Source organism: Fimbriimonadales bacterium (genome assembly GCA_035559795.1).
Classification (GTDB): domain Bacteria; phylum Armatimonadota; class Fimbriimonadia; order Fimbriimonadales; family ATM1; genus DATMAR01.
In genome coordinates this window covers 165,017-184,304 of record DATMAR010000007.1, presented here as the reverse complement: position 1 = coordinate 184,304, position 19,288 = coordinate 165,017, and the positions used below count along the sequence as shown (strand labels likewise).

General features: G+C 48.2%; 17 protein-coding genes and 1 pseudogene. 13 read left to right on the top strand and 5 right to left on the bottom strand.

Features of this window, described 5'->3' with window-relative positions; translation table 11 throughout:
* Positions 1–6: 6 nt before the first annotated feature.
* Positions 7–306, top strand: a pseudogene (locus VNK96_05175) (thioesterase family protein).
* A gap of 6 nt (positions 307–312) precedes the next feature.
* Entirely contained in the window at positions 313–2,256 is a 1,944-nt protein-coding gene (locus VNK96_05170; protein HWP31100.1) for a hypothetical protein, read from the top strand.
* A 41-nt stretch (positions 2,257–2,297) separates the two neighbouring features.
* Here the strand turns inward: VNK96_05170 and VNK96_05165 are convergent, their stop codons facing one another.
* Positions 2,298–3,371, bottom strand: coding sequence for a hypothetical protein (locus VNK96_05165; protein HWP31099.1), 1,074 nt, complete (start codon positions 3,369–3,371; stop codon positions 2,298–2,300).
* 124 nt (positions 3,372–3,495) lie between these two features.
* Here VNK96_05165 and VNK96_05160 point away from each other — a divergent pair, with 124 nt between their 5' ends.
* The 8 genes from VNK96_05160 (at position 3,496) to VNK96_05125 (ending at position 11,024) form a co-directional block, all read left to right on the top strand.
* Positions 3,496–4,596: an FtsW/RodA/SpoVE family cell cycle protein gene (locus tag VNK96_05160; protein HWP31098.1), complete on the top strand. Its 1,101-nt coding sequence runs from the start codon at positions 3,496–3,498 to the stop codon at positions 4,594–4,596.
* A 119-nt stretch (positions 4,597–4,715) separates the two neighbouring features.
* A complete protein-coding gene (locus VNK96_05155; protein ID HWP31097.1) occupies positions 4,716–5,108 on the top strand; it encodes a hypothetical protein in 393 nt (130 codons plus the stop codon).
* A gap of 348 nt (positions 5,109–5,456) precedes the next feature.
* Positions 5,457–6,503, top strand: coding sequence for a M48 family metalloprotease (locus tag VNK96_05150; GenBank protein HWP31096.1), 1,047 nt, complete (start codon positions 5,457–5,459; stop codon positions 6,501–6,503).
* 25 nt (positions 6,504–6,528) lie between these two features.
* Entirely contained in the window at positions 6,529–7,488 is a 960-nt protein-coding gene (gene glpX / locus VNK96_05145) for a class II fructose-bisphosphatase (GenBank protein ID HWP31095.1), read from the top strand.
* A 107-nt stretch (positions 7,489–7,595) separates the two neighbouring features.
* Positions 7,596–8,519 (top strand): lactate/malate dehydrogenase family protein, encoded by a 924-nt coding sequence (locus VNK96_05140; GenBank protein HWP31094.1) that lies wholly within the window; start codon positions 7,596–7,598, stop codon positions 8,517–8,519.
* Positions 8,516–9,748, top strand: a complete 1,233-nt coding sequence (locus VNK96_05135; GenBank protein HWP31093.1) for a competence/damage-inducible protein A — start codon at positions 8,516–8,518, stop codon at positions 9,746–9,748. Before VNK96_05140 ends, VNK96_05135 begins: the two co-directional genes overlap by 4 nt.
* Positions 9,745–10,254 (top strand): RNA 2',3'-cyclic phosphodiesterase, encoded by a 510-nt coding sequence (gene thpR, locus VNK96_05130; GenBank protein ID HWP31092.1) that lies wholly within the window; start codon positions 9,745–9,747, stop codon positions 10,252–10,254. Before VNK96_05135 ends, thpR begins: the two co-directional genes overlap by 4 nt.
* A complete protein-coding gene (locus tag VNK96_05125; GenBank protein ID HWP31091.1) occupies positions 10,251–11,024 on the top strand; it encodes a PIG-L family deacetylase in 774 nt (257 codons plus the stop codon). Before thpR ends, VNK96_05125 begins: the two co-directional genes overlap by 4 nt.
* Positions 11,025–11,160: 136 nt before the next feature.
* On the opposite strand, the gene fsa is transcribed toward VNK96_05125, so the two are convergent.
* Genes fsa through VNK96_05110 form a run of 3 tightly spaced genes read right to left on the bottom strand, consistent with a single transcriptional unit; the run spans position 11,161 to position 14,833 of the window.
* The gene (fsa, locus tag VNK96_05120; GenBank protein HWP31090.1) at positions 11,161–11,832 is read right to left on the bottom strand and encodes a fructose-6-phosphate aldolase; all 672 of its coding nucleotides are present in this window, start codon (positions 11,830–11,832) and stop codon (positions 11,161–11,163) included.
* Between the two features lie 33 nt (positions 11,833–11,865).
* On the bottom strand, positions 11,866–13,278 hold the full coding sequence (gene xylB, locus VNK96_05115; GenBank protein HWP31089.1) for a xylulokinase: 1,413 nt from the start codon (positions 13,276–13,278) through the stop codon (positions 11,866–11,868).
* A 25-nt stretch (positions 13,279–13,303) separates the two neighbouring features.
* Complete coding sequence (locus tag VNK96_05110; protein HWP31088.1) at positions 13,304–14,833, bottom strand: YifB family Mg chelatase-like AAA ATPase; 1,530 nt, start codon at positions 14,831–14,833, stop codon at positions 13,304–13,306.
* Between the two features lie 60 nt (positions 14,834–14,893).
* On the opposite strand from VNK96_05110, the gene VNK96_05105 reads away from it, so the two are divergent.
* From VNK96_05105 to VNK96_05095, 3 genes are read left to right on the top strand one after another with little or no spacing between them, the layout of a single operon-like run.
* A complete protein-coding gene (locus VNK96_05105; protein ID HWP31087.1) occupies positions 14,894–16,489 on the top strand; it encodes a DUF4127 family protein in 1,596 nt (531 codons plus the stop codon).
* Positions 16,490–16,533: 44 nt separating this feature from the next.
* On the top strand, positions 16,534–17,097 hold the full coding sequence (locus VNK96_05100; protein HWP31086.1) for a rhodanese-like domain-containing protein: 564 nt from the start codon (positions 16,534–16,536) through the stop codon (positions 17,095–17,097).
* A gap of 31 nt (positions 17,098–17,128) precedes the next feature.
* Entirely contained in the window at positions 17,129–18,571 is a 1,443-nt protein-coding gene (locus tag VNK96_05095) for a rhodanese-like domain-containing protein (protein ID HWP31085.1), read from the top strand.
* Positions 18,572–18,682: 111 nt separating this feature from the next.
* On the opposite strand, the gene VNK96_05090 is transcribed toward VNK96_05095, so the two are convergent.
* Positions 18,683–19,243, bottom strand: a complete 561-nt coding sequence (locus VNK96_05090; protein HWP31084.1) for a uracil-DNA glycosylase — start codon at positions 19,241–19,243, stop codon at positions 18,683–18,685.
* Positions 19,244–19,288 lie beyond the last annotated feature (45 nt).

Below are 19,288 nucleotides of genomic sequence, written 5' to 3'. Positions count from 1 at the left end.
GGCTTTACTTATAAAAGTCTCGAAGAGAAAGGATACTTTCTTCCTGTCGTTGAAGTCTGGGTTCGATATCGTGGCGAGATTCATTACGATGATGAAATCCTCGTAAAAATTCGACTCGCCGAAGTAAAAAGTTCTTCGATGAAATTCGACTATCAGATTGTAAAAGCAGAAGAAGCTGCGAATAGCCAAATCCTCACAGAAGCCTACACGTGGCATGTTCTAATGGGTCGAGAGCGCAAATCGGTGAAAATTCCCGATTGGTTGCGCGAGAAATTAAAAGACTCGGATGATTTCCGCGTACAATAAACAAACGTGCATCCGAGTGTAAAGGAAACATTCGATGAACTCCATAGGAGAGCCGTTGGAGCACCTTTGTTAGCGCTTGGACAAACCGTTTTCTGGGATGAGCCGTTGAAAATCGCGTTACCGTTGCTTGCCGAGGAAACAGGGCATGAAATCGAACTCGTCGCTGGAATTCACGATACGGATTACTTCGCGAAGATTCCTGGAGGGGTAGTCAGTAAAGCCCCATACGTTATATTGCCGAAAAACGATGGCTCGACAAAGGGATTTTGGTCTGCAGCAGCGGAATTCAGCGCGCTTTTCGGAGGTGAAACCCCTCTCACGAAAGAGCGATATGCTGAAGCAGGAGTTTATTTAGAGAAACTCGCTCATGGCGATGAAAGTTTTATAGATAAATGGACCGAGGCATGGGGTTGGCGAGGAATTGCGCAAAGTGACCCGACACCACGAGTTTCTTGCGAGATTGCCATTCATCCTTTGTTTCCCGTTTTGCAAAACGCTTTGGATTGGGCTTTCGAAGAAACTCTTCGTTGTCTTTGCGAGCCACAGCAGTTGGCGGAAGCACTCGAAGTGCGCGATAAAATTCACGCTTTGCTTTGTGATACTCTCGAATCTTGCAGAGAAAACACTCTTTCTGGGTTTTACGAGTGTTTGCTGCCGCAATTCCATAAAATGTTAATCGGGCGAGAAATTCCAACTACTATCTCGCGAACAACGAAACTCTTGCGTTTCACGAAAGAAACCGCACAACTTCCTCGATTCGAGTTTGTCAATCTTTTCTTAATGCCAGAAACAAAAGACAAAGCATGCGAGCTTTATAACCAAGCGGTTTCCGAAACAGAAATCTATACACTCGATAAATTCGGTACAGGTGCAATTCCTTTCGATTTAGTGATTCCGAATGTGGGCAGAGGAACACTGCGCATAACGCCGAAGATGCTCGTGGTAACGACTCCCACTCCGAAATTCGCAAAACTAAAACAACCTATCGAAAACATTTCTCAACTGGCGGAAGTTACGCAAGAGGCATTCGGGGAATGCGTCCTCATCGGCAAGGCAGTAACGTTGATTAGCATGCTATCTCGCGAATTCGTTTTCGCGTTTCACGAAACAGCGTCACCTTATGTAAAGGTTACTCGTGAATTTCATTCTTTGCTGAGAAAAGAAGGCCTTTCTGTAAATTGTTATCCGATATTGCGTATCGCTCATGAAACCTGGGATTCGCTTGCATCTACGGATAGGTGGTTTCGACTTCCTAAGCCGTTGCGTCGTCCTTTCGGAGCGGAGCATGTTTCGGCTCATACGTTTGCGACGACCTGGAGAAAGGTAGTGGAGCAGCAGAAAAAGGTTTTGAAGATGTTCGGGAAGGCTCGCAAGAGAATCGAATTGATACGTTTGCTGGCTAACATTATGGGGGGGCAGTGGAAATCACTCGCCGTGGAATACGAAGACTTGCGTGAAAAATTGGAGCCTTTGAAGCAGAAAACTTCGGAAGTTCGAGCAGAAATCGCCAAAAAATACGAGCGATTGCGAGAAATCAAAAAAGAATGGCAAAAAACACAAGAAGAACAAGGAGAACAATTTCGCAAAGAGATTCTCGGTAAAAATCCGAGCCCCGAAGCGTTGGCAGAACGCGAAAGGTTTTTCGAACGCATTGCGAATTTGCGGATGGAAAGAGAGAAAATCCAAGACGAGATTCAGGAATTGCGGAGAAATTTGCGCGAGTTCGCTTCTTCTTTCGAGATATGTCAGGTGAAGAAGCGGCGAATGGATATCGAACGCGAGGCAGAAGAGGCACGTTTGGAAGCCGTGCACGATTCCTTAATCACTTGTTACGGTTTGGAGCGTGCACATCATCGTCCGTGCGCTTGGTGGATGTTGATGGTTACCCCGAATGGGGATTGGTTTAGAAGTATGGTCTCGAATTTGCGACTCCGACTCGAGGAGTTGTAAGTTTCCGATTTTTTCATCTCCACCGGAAGTGGATTTTTTGATTATTCTATCGAGAATGCGCTAACGGAGGAAATAGGGGGAAGGAAAGAGGAAATGGTGTGCCAGTGTTCGCCTTCGTCAGTCGAAGCGAAGAGAGCCCCCCCTGTAGTGCCGAAATAAACTCCGCATGGTTCTTCCTTATCCACCGTCATCGCTTCGCGCAGGACGGAAACATACGCTCCGTTTTGCGGCAACCCATCGGATTTCGCCATCCATTTGCCCCCTCCGTCTTCACTTTTATAAACGATTAACTTGCCGTCAATCGTAAAGCGGGTTTCATCGCTCTTTTGGGGAACGAGCCAAATCACGCCAGATTTTCTCGGATGTGAAGCAATCGGGAATCCGAAACGAGACGGCAGTTTGCCTTCACCGATATCTATCCAATTTTCCCCCCCGTCGTCCGAGCGATACATTCCGCAGTGGTTTTGCTGATACAGAGTGTTTCTTTTCGCGGCATCGAGGGTTAGTTTGTGAACGCATTGACCTACGACGGGATATTTATCGGGAAAGAAATCTGCGCGAACGTTTCGATTGCGAGGTTCCCAATTTCTGCCGCTGTCTTCGCTATAAAAAACTCCTGCTGCGGAAATGCCTACCCACATTCGGTTTCGGTTTTCGGGGTCTCGCACGATACTGTGCAAACATAGTCCACCGTTTCCCGGCTCCCATTGTTTTCGCGTGGAATGCTTGTACAAACCTTCGTTGAGTTTCCACGTTTTTCCTCCGTCCTCCGATAACCAGAGGTTGGCGGGTGCAGAGCCCGCATAAAGCATTTCCCCTTCGTCATCGAATCCTGGAGAAATGAGCCAAAAGCGTTGAACAGGTTCATCGGGGTTTTTCGGGCCTTCTGCATCATGCCAGTCCTTGCCGAAGTTTTCAGAGAAAGATAATTTCGGTCCGAAGATTTCACTGAAGGCGCATGCCCAAATTCGATTCGTTCGAGAGTCGTATAAAGCGTGATTGATTTGCATACCGGGAAGAAATGGTCCTTCGGAAGACCAGTTCTTGCGATCGTCTTGGCTTTTCAAGAGGAAAAGTCCTTTTTTCGTTCCTACGAGAAGCGCGCTCTCTTTCATAAGAAGATTCTACATCAGAAGATTCCACATCGATCCAATAAAGCCAGATTTTTATGGATATATTCGTCTTAGACGGGCGCGAAGTCACTTTGCTTTACTGGAGAATGTATATTTTTCAAATCAGATGACGACTCGGGTAGCTGCTAAAAGTGACCCTATTCGCAGGATGGATTGGCATTTGCTGTTTTCTGCGGGGTTATTGCTTCTCGTCGGTCTTTTAGCCCTTTACAGCGCGAGCGGTGTTCAGGAGGGGCATCGTGATTTTCAGAAGCAGATTCTATGGGTCGTGCTTTCGGTGCCTGTTTTTTTCATATTTTTGTTCGTAGACCCGAGAACATGGTGTGCGTATGGTCGCATTCTGCATGTCGTCAACATAACTTTATTAGTGTTAGTGCTCGTCATCGGAAAAAGCGCGGAGGGAGCGCAAAGGTGGCTCGATTTAGGTCCTTTGCAGATACAACCGAGTGAGATTGCAAAACTGCTCTTAGTGTTTACGCTTGCGGATTTCATGGTGCGCAAAAAACAAAGTTTTAAAACATGGAGAGAGATGACGAAATCTTTGCTTTTGGTTCTTCCATTGTTCGTACTCGTATATCTTCAACCCGATTTAGGAACGAGTCTCGTCTTTTTATGCATTTGGATTGGCATGTCCTTAGTTGCTGGGCAGAGATTATTGTTCGTTGGAATCGTGGTAGCAGTCGGGTTGCTGTTATTTTCCATTGCGTGGGTGAGCGGAGTTATCGAAGATTATCAGAAAAAAAGAATCACAGCGTTGCTCACGGGTGAAAGTTCCTATCACGGGAAGATGGCGACACTCAGCATCGCGAGCGGCGAGGTGGTGGGACAAGGTTTTGGAAAGGGTGCAATAAAGCAAGCGCGCTTCGTTCCGGAGCAGACCACAGATTTTATTTTTACCGTGATTGCAGAAGAGGGGGGGTTCATCGGTTCGGTTTTGACAATTTCGGCATTCGCTTATTTTTTATTGAGGGTTTGGGGGGTTGTTGCTAGCGCAAGCGTACCATTGTTTCGTTTCATTGCGGGAGGGATATTTACTATCTACAGTTTTCATATCCTCGTAAATTTGCTTATGGTGGTGCAAGTGTTGCCGATCGTGGGAGTTCCTTTGCCTTTTATGAGTTATGGAGGTTCTGCACTCATGCTAAACATCGCCATGTTAGGGTTGCTTTTGAACATACGAAGCAGGGAAAAACACCTGATTTTTTAATCCATTCGAGTCAGTCAGCCCGTTATAGCGTAGGATTTAATAAATACGCTACACGCTTCGTTTGTGAAATGGACTTCGATAATGGAGCAATCGAAGCGTAAAAAATAAAGGAGAGCATCATGAATGAGAAATTGCATGAACTAAAAATCGCCGAATACGAAATTCGTTTAACGAAATTAGAAAAACGGAATCGTTTTCTCACGATAATTTGTGCGCTCGCGTTATTCGCGCCTTTGCTTTCACTGGTTGCGTGGAAGGAGACGCGTTATGCTTCAGGCGATAATATTGCGGGAGCAGTTACGCGATTAGAAAACGGAGAGCCCATATTGCGATTTTGGGATAGAAACCTAACGACCCGAATTCGCATGGGCATCGTGCACAATGAACCCGTGCTCATTTTCTATGACCGGTACGGTCGAGTGCGAACGCGTATAGGTCTAAAGAACGACTATCCGGATATTTCCATGTACGATTCGCAGGGAAATCCGGTCGCTGTGATTCCTACGCGATAACCCTTTTTTGGGGAAGGCTTTTCGTAACCGGGAACTTTCACAGGTGAGGGTTGCGTATCCGTATTAGGACACTCGTAAGTGCCTGCCTGCACCTCGTGAGAGGCTCGGTTGGATTGAATTTCGCCGAGCCTCTTCTCTTTTACTAGAACTGTTTTTCGGCTTGTTGGCATGAGTCTGGGGTTTCCGTCATTTATTTCCGATAAGAGGATAGTGCTAAGTCGGGGTTTTGTTCTCTGCCGCTTTTTTCGGGTGCGCGTTTATTACGCTTTTAGGGGGTAGCAGGTCCTGAAAAACGTTTGCGAAAACGACACATCTGCTCGGGCAAAATGGGCATCGCTTCGTTCAAGAATGAAAGTGGCAACCTTCGTTTTTCTGATTGTCAGTACGGTTTTATCGCTTATTGCGAGTTTGATGGCAGATGTCGAAACGCTCGGTTCTCGATTGTTGTTGGGTGGGGGGCTGTTCGTTTTGCTCGTTACGTTTTCGCAAATCGTTTTGGGACTTTGCATGCATCCTGCTGTTCAGCACATACGTGGGAAAGAGTGGACTAAGAGTTTTCTCACAGAACGCCTTGTTGCGATGGGATGGATGGTTGCTCTTCCGGTGGGAACGACGGCGATACTCATAGGTTCTTTCGAAAACTTATTTCATTCCCCTTCGGGAACATTGGAAAAAATTCTGCTGGTATCTATAACATTCTGCGCTATCGTTTTATGGTGTGCACAATGGAACGCACTTCATTCGTTGATGCTTCCTGGAAAATTGGCGCGTTTTCCACGAGAGGATTGGGAGCGGAGCGCGCGGGAATTGGCGGAGAGAATGGGGATTTCTTTTCGTGCATTGATGCTTATCCAAACGAGAGATCCTCACTCTGCTGCTGCTTTAGCGCTTACGGGGGGGCGAATCGCTTTCAGCGATGTTTTTCTGAATTCTTTGACGAAGGAAGAATTTTTAGCGGTTGCCGCACACGAGATAGAGCATCTTAAGCAAAAACGAATTACGACAAAGTTCTTTTTTGCGGCATTTTCTTTTTCACTGATTATAGGAATTGCGATTTGGTGGTTTACAGAAATAAATTTTTTGTCTGAACAGATTGCGCCTGTCTTGGCTTTAGGATTGTCTTGTGCTGTACTTTTGGTGTCGTTTCTTTTCAAGAAGAGCCGGGAGGATGCAGCAGATGTGATTGCAGTACGTTATACGGATGCTTCCAGTTTCATCCGTGCACTTGCGATTCATTATGCTTTGAACGACAAACTCATCGACGCAAAAGGCGAGTTCGACAAAGGGCTACTGAGACGTTCGAAAAGAATCGCGCAAGAAGGAGGTCTCTCGGAAGAGGAATTGCGGAGTTGTCTTGTTAGCGCAGAGCGATACAGCGGCTTAATTCGGGGGTAATCTTTATTTAGAGGGTTTTGGCGTTATGGATAGAAATTTAGCGCTCGAGTTCGTTCGTGTCACAGAGGCCGCTGCACTAGCAAGCGCGCGATGGGTAGGAAAAGGTGATCGTCATGCTGCAGACCAAGCGGCATGCGATGCGATGCGTTCGGCTTTGTGCAATATGGATATCGCAGGATACATCGCAATCGGCGAAGGCGAGCGAGACGAAGCGCCGATGCTTTATATCGGTGAGGAGGTGGGTACTGGTAATGGACCTCGAATCGATATTGCGGTAGACCCATTAGAAGGCACGAACCTCTGTGCAAACGGCGTACCGAACGCTATCAGCGTGCTCGCAGCGGCTGTGCAAGGGGATGGAAGTTTAATGCACGCCCCTGATTGCTATATGGATAAGTTGGTGGTAAGCGAAGCCGCGAAAGGGGCAATAGACATCACTTTGCCTCCGACGGCGAATTTGAAGGCGATTGCGCGATGTCTGGGTAAGCCAGTAGATGAACTTACCATTGGAATTCTCGACCGTCCTCGACACGAAAAATTGATTTCTGAAATTCGTCGAGCAGGAGCACGCATTCGATTAGTGGGAGACGGAGATATCACGTTGGGATTAGCGGCAATAGATGAACAAAGCGGGATAGATGCGTTATTCGGTATCGGAGGTGCACCAGAGGGGGTAATTACCGCCGCAGCAGTGCGTGCATACGGTGGCGATATGCAAGCCAGGTTGGTGTTTCGCAACGATGAAGAAAGGGAGCGCGCGGCGAGGATGGTGAAAGGGGATATAGACCGGGTGCTTTATGTAGACGACCTCGCAAGTGGGAATGTAATGTTCGCAGCAACAGGAATTACATCGGGAGACATTTTGAAAGGAGTACGTTTCACGGCGAACGGCGCTTATACGGAATCCTTGGTCATGCGCTCTGCTACGGGAACAGTAAGTCGCATCGAGACGAGACATCGTTTTACTCATTTACCGAAGTTTTGATTTTTTTTCAAAAAAAAGTTTGCTGTGGGAATTGGTTTGCAGTGAACCAAAAGGATGTGCAAAAATGGTTTTCGATAAACAAATAAATTAAAAGGAGACAACAAAATATGAAAGTTTCTATCATCGGAGGCGGCGGAAGAGTAGGTTCGAATGCCGCTTTCGCTTTGCTTTTAGGAAATATCGTTAAAGAAATCGTCATTCACGACATGAATGAAGAGATGGCGCAAGGAGAAGCACTCGACCTTTTGCATGGTACCGCGTTCGCATCGCCGCAAAGAATTTATGCAGGAGGATACGATGCTGTAAAAGACAGCGACTGCGTGATTATTACAGCAGGATTACGTCGGAGACCCGATGAAAGTAGATTGGAATTAATCAATCGCAACGTTCAATTATTTAGAGACATTCTTAAAAATTTAAAGGGGATATCCTTACCTGCTCATGCGAAAATTTTGGTCGTGAGCAATCCCGTAGATATCCTCACCCATATCGCTGTGCGTGAATCCGGACTTCCCGTGAATCAAGTTTTCGGCTTAGGAACCGTGTTAGATACTTGCCGATTTCGTTCTTTACTAGCGGAGCATTTTAAAGTTGCTGCGACGGATATTAAGGCGATGATTCTCGGTGAACACGGCGATACGATGGTGCCGATATGGAGCAGTGCGACAATCAACGGCATTCCGCTACGTTCTCTTCCGGGATTTTCTCAAGAAATAGCGAACGAAATCTTCGAAGCGACGAAAAAAAGCGGAGCCGAAGTGATTCGCTTGAAAGGGGGGGCTGGATGGGCGGTCGGAATCAGTATCAAAACTGTAGTCGAAGCAATTGCGTTGAATCGAGAAAGCGTGCTTCCTGTGAGTTGTTTGCAAACAGGCGCTCTCGGGATACGCGACGTTTGTTTGTCTTTGCCGACTATCGTAGGTGAAAAAGGTGTGCATTCGATACTCGAACCGGATTTAGACAAACAGGAGTTGGATGGACTTTATAAATCGGAAGCAGCACTAAAAGAAGTGTGGCAAAAAGTGGCGTGAACGCCGAAATACTTTCTATCGGAACAGAACTTTTATTAGGTGACATTGTAGACACCAATGCGCAATCTCTCGCGCAAACTCTCGCGAAATTCGGGATTGCGCATTATCGAAGAATGACGGTGGGGGATAACCTCGAGCGTTGTGTGGAAGCGCTTCGTGAGGCTCTGTCCCGCGCGGATGTGGTTTTTACGATTGGAGGTTTGGGACCGACGGCGGATGACATAACTCGCGAAGCGATCGCGAAAGCGCTCGGTGTGGAACTTGTGCACGATGAAAACGTGGAAAAAATGCTTCGAGAAGATATGGAAAGAAGAAAGCGTGTATGGTTGGATGCCCACGCAAAGATGGCGAAGCGTCCAGCTTGTTGTAAAACGCTGCCGAATGAGGGGGGGCCTGCACCTGGATTAGTATGCGAGAAGGATGGGAAATGGGTCATTGCGCTTCCTGGTCCCAAACATGAATTCCTTTCGGTTTTGGGATACCTCGAAAAAACGTGGTTTCCAGAACATCGAGAAGGAGCCATTCTTTCGAAAGTGGTTCGAATCGCAGGGATTACAGAAGCGGCTGTCGAGAAACGCATCGAAGATTTGATCGACAGTGAAAATCCCACCGTAGCGCCTTATGTAAAACTCGGTGAGGTTCATTTGCGAATAACCGCTCGCGCAAAGGACGAGGAAGAAGCGGAAAAACTTATCGCACCGATACGAACTGCATTGAAAGAGCGATTCGGACATTATGCCTATGGCGAAGACGAGGAGGACTTACCATACGTCGTCGTAAACCTTTTGAAAACGAAAAGGCGCAATCTCGCCACCGCGGAGAGTTGTACGGGGGGGATGTTGGGGGAGAGAATCACCTCCATACCTGGTGCGAGTGATGTTTATGTTGGGGGGGTTATCACGTATTCCGACGAGGCGAAAGCGACCCATTTGAATGTAGCCAGAACGGATTTGCAAAAATATGGCGCGGTAAGCGAAGAAATTGCGAGGCAAATGAGCGAAGGTGTCGTGAGAAATTTCAAAACGAATTACGGAATCGGGATAACGGGAATCGCTGGACCAGGGGGGGGAACGGAGACGAAGCCGGTCGGGTTGGTTTACGTGAGTTTGACCGGTCCGAGAGGGACCGAGGTGAAAGAAGAGCGCTTTCTGGGTAATCGAGAAACGATTCGCTTTAGGGCGACACAGACTGCACTTTTGATGCTCTACGAGGAGTTGGTACACTCTTGAGACTCTTTGCTGCTATATTTATTCCAGAAAAGGCTCTGGATGAGATCGTCGAATTGCAATCGAAACTACGCAGCATGATTCACGCGAGAGCATCTTGGACGCGCCGAGAAAAAATGCATATTACGCTTCGTTTTTTCGGAGATTACGATGTCGAGGAAGCATCGCGGAAAATTTCGCAAGCGCTGGCGAACGAGTCTGTTTTTCCCGTAACGCTGAGCAGTCTGAGCGGATTTCCGAGCCCGATGCGCGCGAGGGTGGCTTTTTTGGACCATGAGTGTGAACCCTTAGTCCGCATCAGCACGCTTTTGATGGAGGAAGGAGACCGCAAACCGCATCCTCATTTGACGTTGGCACGCTTTTACCGCCCTTTGCGTCTGCCCGCACTCTCTTTCGAGCCTATAAACTTCATCGCAAACGAGGTCGCGCTCGTGAATTCGATTTTGCACGGAGAAAATGCAGGGTATCATGTTTTACAAACATGGAAATTGGGGGGGGATAAAGGTTGAATCTCTTCCGTATCGAACCCGGAACGCGTTGGCTTTTCTGTTTTACTCATCCTGACGATGAACTTTCTATTCTCGCTTGGATGCGCAGGTTGGTTCGAGGTGGGGCTGAAGTATATTCGGGTTGGAGCGTGAGTAATCCGATTCGAGAATCAGAGTCACGAGCCGTTATGGAAATGGTTGGCGTTCCGCAAAAAAACCTAGTGTTTCATTCGTTGCCCGACGGGAAACTTTGCTCGCATTTGGAAGAATTAGTCCAAAAGTGGGAAAAGGTCGTGCGAGAAGTTGCGCCACATCGAATCGTGGTGGGGGCATTCGAATGCGGACATTTAGACCATGATTCGACGAATTTCGCGGTGAATCAGGCGCGCGAGTCGTTGGGAAAAACGTCGTTGCCGATTTTTGAAGTTCCTTTTTATCATACTTATTTGACGCGAATACCGGTAATCAATCGTTTTGCGGATGACGAAGGTGAGGAAATTATCGCACTCACGGAAGAGGAGCAAAAAATAAAAATCCGAGCGAGCCGAATGTATCGCAGTCAGCGAATCGGGCTTTATTTGACAGGATATACGTTGCTAAAGACATTGAGCTTGAGACCTGTTAGGCTTTACGCGACGGAAAGGATGCGTTTACAGACGCATGACAATTTCTTCGAACCGAATTTGCCTGCGGAGTTGGCGGAAAAAGTGAAGCGGAGCGAGAAGTGGAAGCAATGGTTAGAAGCGATGAAACGCTACGCGGAGAAGCATTCTCGTGTAGGTTCCTTTTAGAGACGAAGTTCATCTCGCAAGCAGGTGTGGCGAAATGTTTTTTGAAATTGCGCCTGAAAGCGCTCCACTTTTTGAAACCGCATCTCACGATTTCTTGAAATCGCACCTTACGGTGCTCCTACAAGTTTTACGCTTTCTACACCATTTGCCTTTCGAAAATGTAGAGGCCGGCTTGGTTCCAGTCTTCTAAAAAGCGTTTGAGGCCGATGTCGGTAAGTGGATGATGATAAAGTTGTTCTAAAACCTTGAATGGCATTGTGGCGATGTGTGCACCGACTTGGACTGCGCGCACGACGTGCATAGGATGGCGAACGCTCGCAACGAGGACCTGACTCGTAAATCCATACTTCTCGACCATTTTTACCGTTTCTTCGACTGCCGCCATTCCGTCCCCCCCCACGTCGTCCACTCTTCCCACGAAGTTGCTGATGTAAGTCGCACCGGCCTTGGCTGCCAATAATGCTTGTGGAACGGAAAAGACAAGCGTAACGTTCACACGAATGCCCTTTTCGGAAAGTGTTTTTACGGCGCGGATGCCCTCTTTAATCAAGGGGATTTTCACGACGATATTGGGATGCCAACTCGCGATTTCTTGCGCTTCGCGCAAAATGGCATCGTAATTCGTCGCCACGACCTCCGCACTTATCGAACCCTCGGGAAGCAAGGTGCATATTTCCATAACCGTTTCGCGAAAACCGTGACCGGATTTCGCGATGAGCGAAGGATTCGTGGTGACACCGTCGAGGATTCCCCATTCGGCAGCCTGCGCTACTTCGCGAATGTCTCCTGTATCTAAGAAAAGTTTCATGGTCGAACATTCAGTATAACAAATTTTGGCTCTTTATGTTTTCGATGCAGGGTACTGGAGCCATCGTTCTCGCAGTATTCGGAGTTCTTCTGCGCGGGAAGAATCGGGCTCGAATAGACGTGTCGTTCTCACGAGTTCCTTGCAGGCATCCGCTACATTATCCCAAATTCCCAAGCCCACCCCTGCGAGGATTGCGGCTCCATAAGCCGGTCCTTCGTCCATTTCCAATCGAACCGTGGGGAGTCGAAAGACGTCTGCGATGAGTTGCATCCACATATCGCTTTTGCTTCCCCCCCCTGTTATTCGCAAAACCGTATTTTCGGGAAAAGGTCCTACGATTTCGTTTAGAACTTCGAATCCATCGTAGAGACCGAACGTGATTCCTTCGAACACCGCACGGGCGATTTCCCCTTTGCCGCTTGCCAAGGATAAGTTATGAAAAGATGCACGCAGCAATGGATCGTTATGAGGCGAACGCTCGCCGGCGAGATAAGGTTTGAAAACCACGCCACCATCTACGGCTTTCTCTGCCAAAAATGCCATCTCTTCGTAATTTCGGAATCCGAAGGTTTCTCTCGCCCATCGTAGAGCCCCCCCACAAGAAAGCATTACCGACATGGAGTGCCATTTCCCGTTTGCGTGGCAAAAGGTATGAATTCTGCCGCGTGGATCGTAGTCGGGTTTTTCTTGAGAGGTGAAGACCACCCCGCTCGTCCCGAGACTGATGCTGATTACGCCGGGTATTACTGCTCCGGTACCTACCGCGCCTGCTGCTTGGTCTCCAGCCCCCCCTACGACGAGTGCGCCATCTTCTGTTTTATCCGTAACTCGGAAACTTTCGACACTTTCGGGAAACCATTCTGCATTCCAATCCAATTTCTCGAGCAGTTCTCGGCTCCATTTTCTTTGAGGAACGTCGAAGAGGCTCGTTCCGCTGGCATCGCTCACGTCCGTAAACATCCCCCCCGTGAGTTTGTGATGAATGTAGTCTTTCGGAAGAAGAACTTTGTGTAAATTTCGAAAAGACTCCGGCTCGTGATTTTTCAGCCATAAGATTTTCGGTGCTTGAAAACCGGTAAGGGGGGGATTGCAAGTGATGCGATAAAGATTATAGATGCCGAGTAAGTCTTCCAATTCTCGAACTTCTTCGTGCGTTCTTTGGTCGTTCCAGAGAATTGCCGGGCGAAGGACACGGAATTTTTTATCGAGAAAAACAGAACCGTGCATTTGCCCTGTTAGCCCGATTGCATCGAACGGGGGGGATAATTTTCGATAGATGCTCTCCACCGCTTCCCACCAATTGTCTGGATGCTGCTCTGTCCAGCCTGGTTTCGGTGTGAGCAAAGGATATTCGGCTAAAGATTCTTCGAGGATTTTTCCGGATTCGTCAATGACGATGGCTTTGCATCCTGTCGTGCCGATATCGAGACCGAGCAGCCGAGACATTTTTATTGCATCGCTCTAAAAAGGATCATAAAACACCGACACGATCCAAAGAACGATATTGCACGGCTTCTGCGATGTGCCGCATTTGAATTTTTTCCACTTCTTCCAAATCGGCAATCGTGCGTGCGACTTTGAGAACTCGGTCGAAAACACGAGCGGAGAGTCCCATTTTCGCGACGACTTGACGCAAATATGCAGAACTATCCTCTTCCAACCCTAAAAATTCCCGAATCTGTTTCGTGTTCATTCTTGCGTTGACTTTTGTGGAAGTTCCTGCGAATCGCTTCGTTTGAATTTCCCTTGCTTTACGCACTCGTTCGCGAATTGCAGCAGAGGATTCTCCGATTCTCGAAGTGAGTAGTTCTTCTTCTTTGAGCCTCGGCACTTCCACGTGTAAATCTATTCGATCGAGAAGCGGACCACTGATTCGACTGCGATAGCGACGTATTGCTTCGGGATTGCAAGTGCAGGCTTTGAAACGGTCTCCGTGAAAACCGCAAGGGCAGGGGTTCATCGCGCCGATTAACATCAGTTCTGCTGGAAATTCGAGAGAGGCTTGAACACGCGCTACCGTAATAATCCCGTCTTCTAAAGGTTGTCGAAGACCTTCTAAGACATCTCTATCGAATTCAGGCATTTCGTCTAAAAATAACACACCGTGATGCGCTAGGCTCACCTGTCCTGGACGAGGAACGCGCCCCCCTCCTACAATCGCGGCATGGCTCGCGCCATGGTGGGGGGCTCGGAAGGGTCGCTCCCATAAAAGTCCCTTTCGTCCATCCATCATTCCTGCACTGCTGTAGATGCGGGTTACTTCGATGGCTTCCGGCAAAGTCAAGGGGGGGAGAATCGTCGGAACGCGTCGCGCGAGCATGGTTTTGCCGCTCCCGGGAGGACCGATCATCAAAACGTTGTGCCCCCCCGCTGCGGCGATTTCCAAAGCGCGCTTCGCCTGTTGCTGTCCTTTTACGTCACCGAAATCCACTCCGTATTCCGGCTCCCGTTCCATCATATAATCGGTTTTCGAAATAGGGGTGAAAGATTGAGGATTGACGAGAAGGTCGCACACTTCCCTTAAAGAAGTAACCCCGTACACTTCCACATCCGAAGCAATCCCTGCTTCAGGAGCGTTTTCTTCGGGAAGTATCAGTCGCTTGGCATGATTTTCTTGTGCGAGCAAAGCGATGCTTACTGCGCCATTTACGTTTCGAATCAAACCGTCCAAACCTAGTTCGCCGGCAATCAAAGTGTCTTCGAAAGCACCTTGCGGCAATTGTCCGCTGGCGCAAAGTACGGCGAGTGCTATCGGCAAATCGAGAGCAGGTCCTTCTTTTCGCATGTCGGCAGGCGCGAGGTTGACCGTGATTCGGCGCATGGGGAATTCGAAACCGCTGTTGCGAATAGCGTTGTGCACCCTTTCGCGACTTTCTTGTACAGAAGTGTCAGGTAAGCCGACGATGGTGAAATTGGGCAAGCCGCCCGATAATCCTGCTTCGACGGTTACTTCATAGGCGGTAATCCCTACGAGAGTAGCCGTTCGTGCTTTCGCAATCATTACATTGCATTGTACGTCATGGGAACAAAATGTTCCTGCCCTTGGTAAAGTAAGATTTCCGTGATTTCTTTAGTCATTTGCGCGATTGGTCTTTTAGGAGGGGCTATAGGAACCATGCCTTATGTCGTGATGGTTCCGTTGGATTCACGCCCTGCGACTGCGCAACATCCCGAGATGCTCGCTTCCGTCGCGGGCGTAAAGGTCGTTTCGCCGCCAAAAGAATTACTTGGTCGTTTCACGATTCCGGGAAAGAGCGATTTCATCGTGGAATGGTTGTCGAATCAGGATTATAAAGATGCACAAGCGCTCATCGTAAGTGCGGACATGTTGTGTTATGGTGGGCTCGTGGAATCGCGCTTGCCGACGGTTTCCACGAGGCTTGCCGACATTCGTCTCGATGTTCTGCGCAAGATACGAAAGCAGAATCCTCGTTTGCCTATTTATGTTTATGCGTCCCTGATGCGCACGACCCCGACGGCTACGAAGGCTAACGAAGAGTGGCGAGTCTGGCTCAGTCGTTATGTGGCGTTGAAAGAAAAACATTATTTGATGGGATTACCAGAGCAGAGGGTCAAATTGGAAAATATCGAAACGAAAATTCCCGAAGACCATTTAGAAAGATATTTTGCAGCGCGCGCAAGAAATGTCGAAGTCAGCAAAATCCTCATTGACGAAGTGAAAAAAGGTGTTATTTCTTATTTGGTGATTGGTACGGATGACTCTTTGGATTACGGACCTCAAAGAAAGGAGCGGTGGGAGTTGAGAAAGTACGCAGAGGAAAAAGAAGTTTTAGAGCGAGCGGAATTTTGCGAAGGAGTAGACCAATTGCCCCTCGTTTTGTTGAGCAGGTTATTTTGCGCACGTCATGGCTGGACTCCCCGCGTCTTCTTGCAAGTTTCGAATCCAGCGAATCTTTCGAAAGCGGGAAGCTACGAAACGATACCTCTCGCAGCGTCCATTCGCCAGCAAGTGATTATGGCGGGGGGGGAGATGACGACGAAAAAAGAGGAAGCGCAGTATGTTTTGTATCTCCATTTGCCACAAACGTCGGATAATCAACGCCAGATTTTTTTGTATATGCTCAAACGGGATTTGCGCAAAGGTTTTCCTGCCGCCTTGGTGGATATCAATTTCGATGCGCAAGCCGCTGGGGACGCGGCATTGATGAACCCGATTCTTTTCGAACGAGACTTTTCGAAATTGACTGCGTATTCCTCCTGGAATACTCCAGCGAATAGTCTTGGCACGGCAGTAGCACACGCGCATGTGATATTGCTTGCGAGGAAAATTTTCCCGAATGCATTGGAAAGAGAAGTTGCGCATTACCGTTATTTACTGATGAGACTCGTGAGCGATTACGGATATGCGAGGATGATTCGACCGGAAGCCTATCGGATGCTCGAGGAGCAAGCGCAGAAAACGCATCAAGTCGAAAACGGGGAAGCGCTCAGGAACACTGAAAAATGGGTTGCCGAAAAGACTAAGGAACTGTTGAGAGAGTATTTCGAAAAACAATTTTTAGGAACGGTGATTCAGGACGGGGAAAAACGGTACGAGCTCCGTGACGTCGAGAATATTTCCGTGACGCTTCCCTGGCCCAGGGCGTTCGAGTGCGAAATGAAATTCGAAATCACTGCATCTATGCTTGATAAGTAGGTTTTTTCGGTATAATTAGAAATTATTCTTAGGAAGTGTGCCGTATGAATCGAAGCATGATTACTCTCACCCCGAACGAACTTGCGAACATGATACAGCAGGGAGAACCGATACAGGTCGTGGACGTTCGCTCACCGAGCGAGTTTGCATCGGGGCATATTCCTACCGCGATTAACATCCCCATGGATGAAGTCGAAGCCCGCTTGAGCGACTTGAACCCGAACGAGCGATTGGTTCTAGTCTGCCAAATGGGGGATAGGGCTTCGATTACTTGCGAACTGTTGCGAGATAAGCGAAGCGATGCCAAAGTGCTCGAAGGCGGGACCGATGCGTGGGCTTCGGCTGGGCACGAAATCGTCAGAAGCACGCGTACTCGTTGGAGTATCGAACGTCAGGTACGGCTTACCGTTGGTCTTTTGATTTTGCTTTTTTCTTCCTTGGCTATTTTTGTTCATCCGTTTTGGGTCTTCGGGACGATGTTTTTCGGAGCGGGATTGACGTTCGCTGGACTCACGAACTTTTGCGGAATGGCAGCGCTATATTCGCTGATGCCTTGGAATCGTCCAGCCTCTCCCCGGAAAGAAACGCAAAAACTCGGAGCAGCGTAATTTCTCTCAAAGAAATCGGATTTCGAAAAATATGATTTTAAAACGCTTTTACGAAGAGAAGCTTGCCCAAGCGAGTTATTTAGTGGGGTGCTCTTCTACGAAAGAGGCGATTGTCATTGATGCGAATCGAGATGTAGACCAGTACCTTCAAGAGGCGACGAAAGAAGGTCTACGCATTACTGCTGTCACCGAAACGCACATTCATGCGGATTACGTTTCGGGAAGCCGTGAACTCGCCGAACGAACGGGGGGGCGGTTGTTTTTGAGCGGTGAGGGAGATGCAGAGTGGCAGTACGCTTTTCCTGAACGAGAAAATCTCGTTTTAGTGAAGCATGGCGATGTTATCGATGTAGGGAAACTGCGCTTGGAAGTCCTCCACACACCTGGGCATACTCCGGAGCACATTTCCTTTTTGACGAGAGACCTGTCGGTTTCTGATAAACCGCTTTGCGTTTTCACGGGAGATTTCGTATTCGTCGGAGACGTTGGTAGACCGGATTTATTGGAGCGTGCCGCGAATTATAAAGGCACGATGGAGGTGGGGGCACGAGCGTTGTTCGAATCGTTGCAAAAATTTCAGACCAACCCGGATTATTTGATGATTTTCCCAGGGCATGGAGCCGGAAGCGCATGCGGAAAGAGTTTAGGAGCAATTCCCGTCAGCACATTGGGATACGAAAAATATTCCAACTGGGCATTTTCCATTCCTGAATCGAAAAAGTTTGTAGAAATGATTTTAGAGGGACAGCCAGAGCCTCCGAAGTATTTCGCGCAGATGAAGAAAATCAACAAACTCGGTCCTCCGATTCTGGGGGGGCTGCGTATCCCGCCGAGGTTACCGGGTGACAGGCTTTTCGAGATTTTGGAGAAGGATGAACTCCTCGTGGACATACGTTCGGCAGGTGAAGCCGCTTTAGGTTTCGTTCCGGGGGCATTCAATATCCCTTTGGACGAATCGTTCACAACATGGGCAGGATGGCTTTTGGATTACGAAAAACCGATTTATTTACTCGCGAATGCCGAGGAGGACGTTTCCGAAGCCGTGCGAGATTTGACCTTGATCGGGCTCGACGATGTACGAGGTTGGCTCGGGAAAGATGCTTTACGCGCATACGAAAGACGTTATGTCGCTTTGGAGATTGTTCCGCAGATTACGGCAGAGCAAATGTATCAGCGCTACCAATCAAAAGAGGTGGAAATCTTAGACGTACGGGGGGCGAGCGAGTATCGAATGGGTCATATTCCGGGAGCGCGCCATGTCCCGTTGGGATATTTGGCGGAACACGTAGCGGAAATTCCTAAAGATAAACCTCTCGTCGTCCACTGTTCAGGGGGGGCGCGTTCTTCGATCGGAATTAGCGTTTTGAGAAAATTGGGCTTTAAAAATACAATTAATTTGACGGGAGGTTTCATGGAATATGAAGCAGAGGGACTTCCCGTAGAGAGAGAAGAGAAGGCCGAAATCGGGGTTTGAGATTTTAGAACCCTTCTGCAATAGAGTTTTTTGAGAATTAATTTTGCGGTTTCCCCCTACCTCGCAAGGCGAACCGTTTTTTATATTTTTGGGGGTAGTGCAAGGGGAAGATTATTGCTTAGCTTCGATTTTTTTCAAATACTCGGGAATCTTTGCGAAGTCTTTTAGGAATGTTCGTTTGGGAACGGGAGAGATAGGATGATAAAGCGGTAGAAAAAAACGATTGTCTTTTTCGATGAGTCGCCCGTGAAGTTTAGAGATGGGTTTGCGAATTTCTGGAAGGAGAGCGTTTAGCGCCGTACTGCCTAAAAGGCAGATGAGCAAAGGTGAAACTATAGCAATTTCTTCTTTCAGGAAGGGGAGTTGACGCTGGATTTCACGCTTCGTGGGGGGGCGATTGTTCGGTGGTTGATATTTGACGACGTTGGTAATGAAAACGTCTTCTCTTTTTAACCCGATCGAATGCAGGAATTCTTCCAAAAATTTACCTGCGCGGCCGACGAAGGGGCGTCCCGTTTCATTCTCTTTGCTCCCAGGCGCTTCCCCAATGAACATGACTTTTGCATCGGGATTGCCTTCCCCGGGAACGGGCTTTTGCTTCGGATGATATTTGCATTCTTTGCATCTCGCTATTCGCTTCGCAATTTGCGCCAATGCTTGTTGCTTTGTCATAGTCTGTTCATAATTGTGTACGGTCTCTTGATAGGAGCGCCGCAA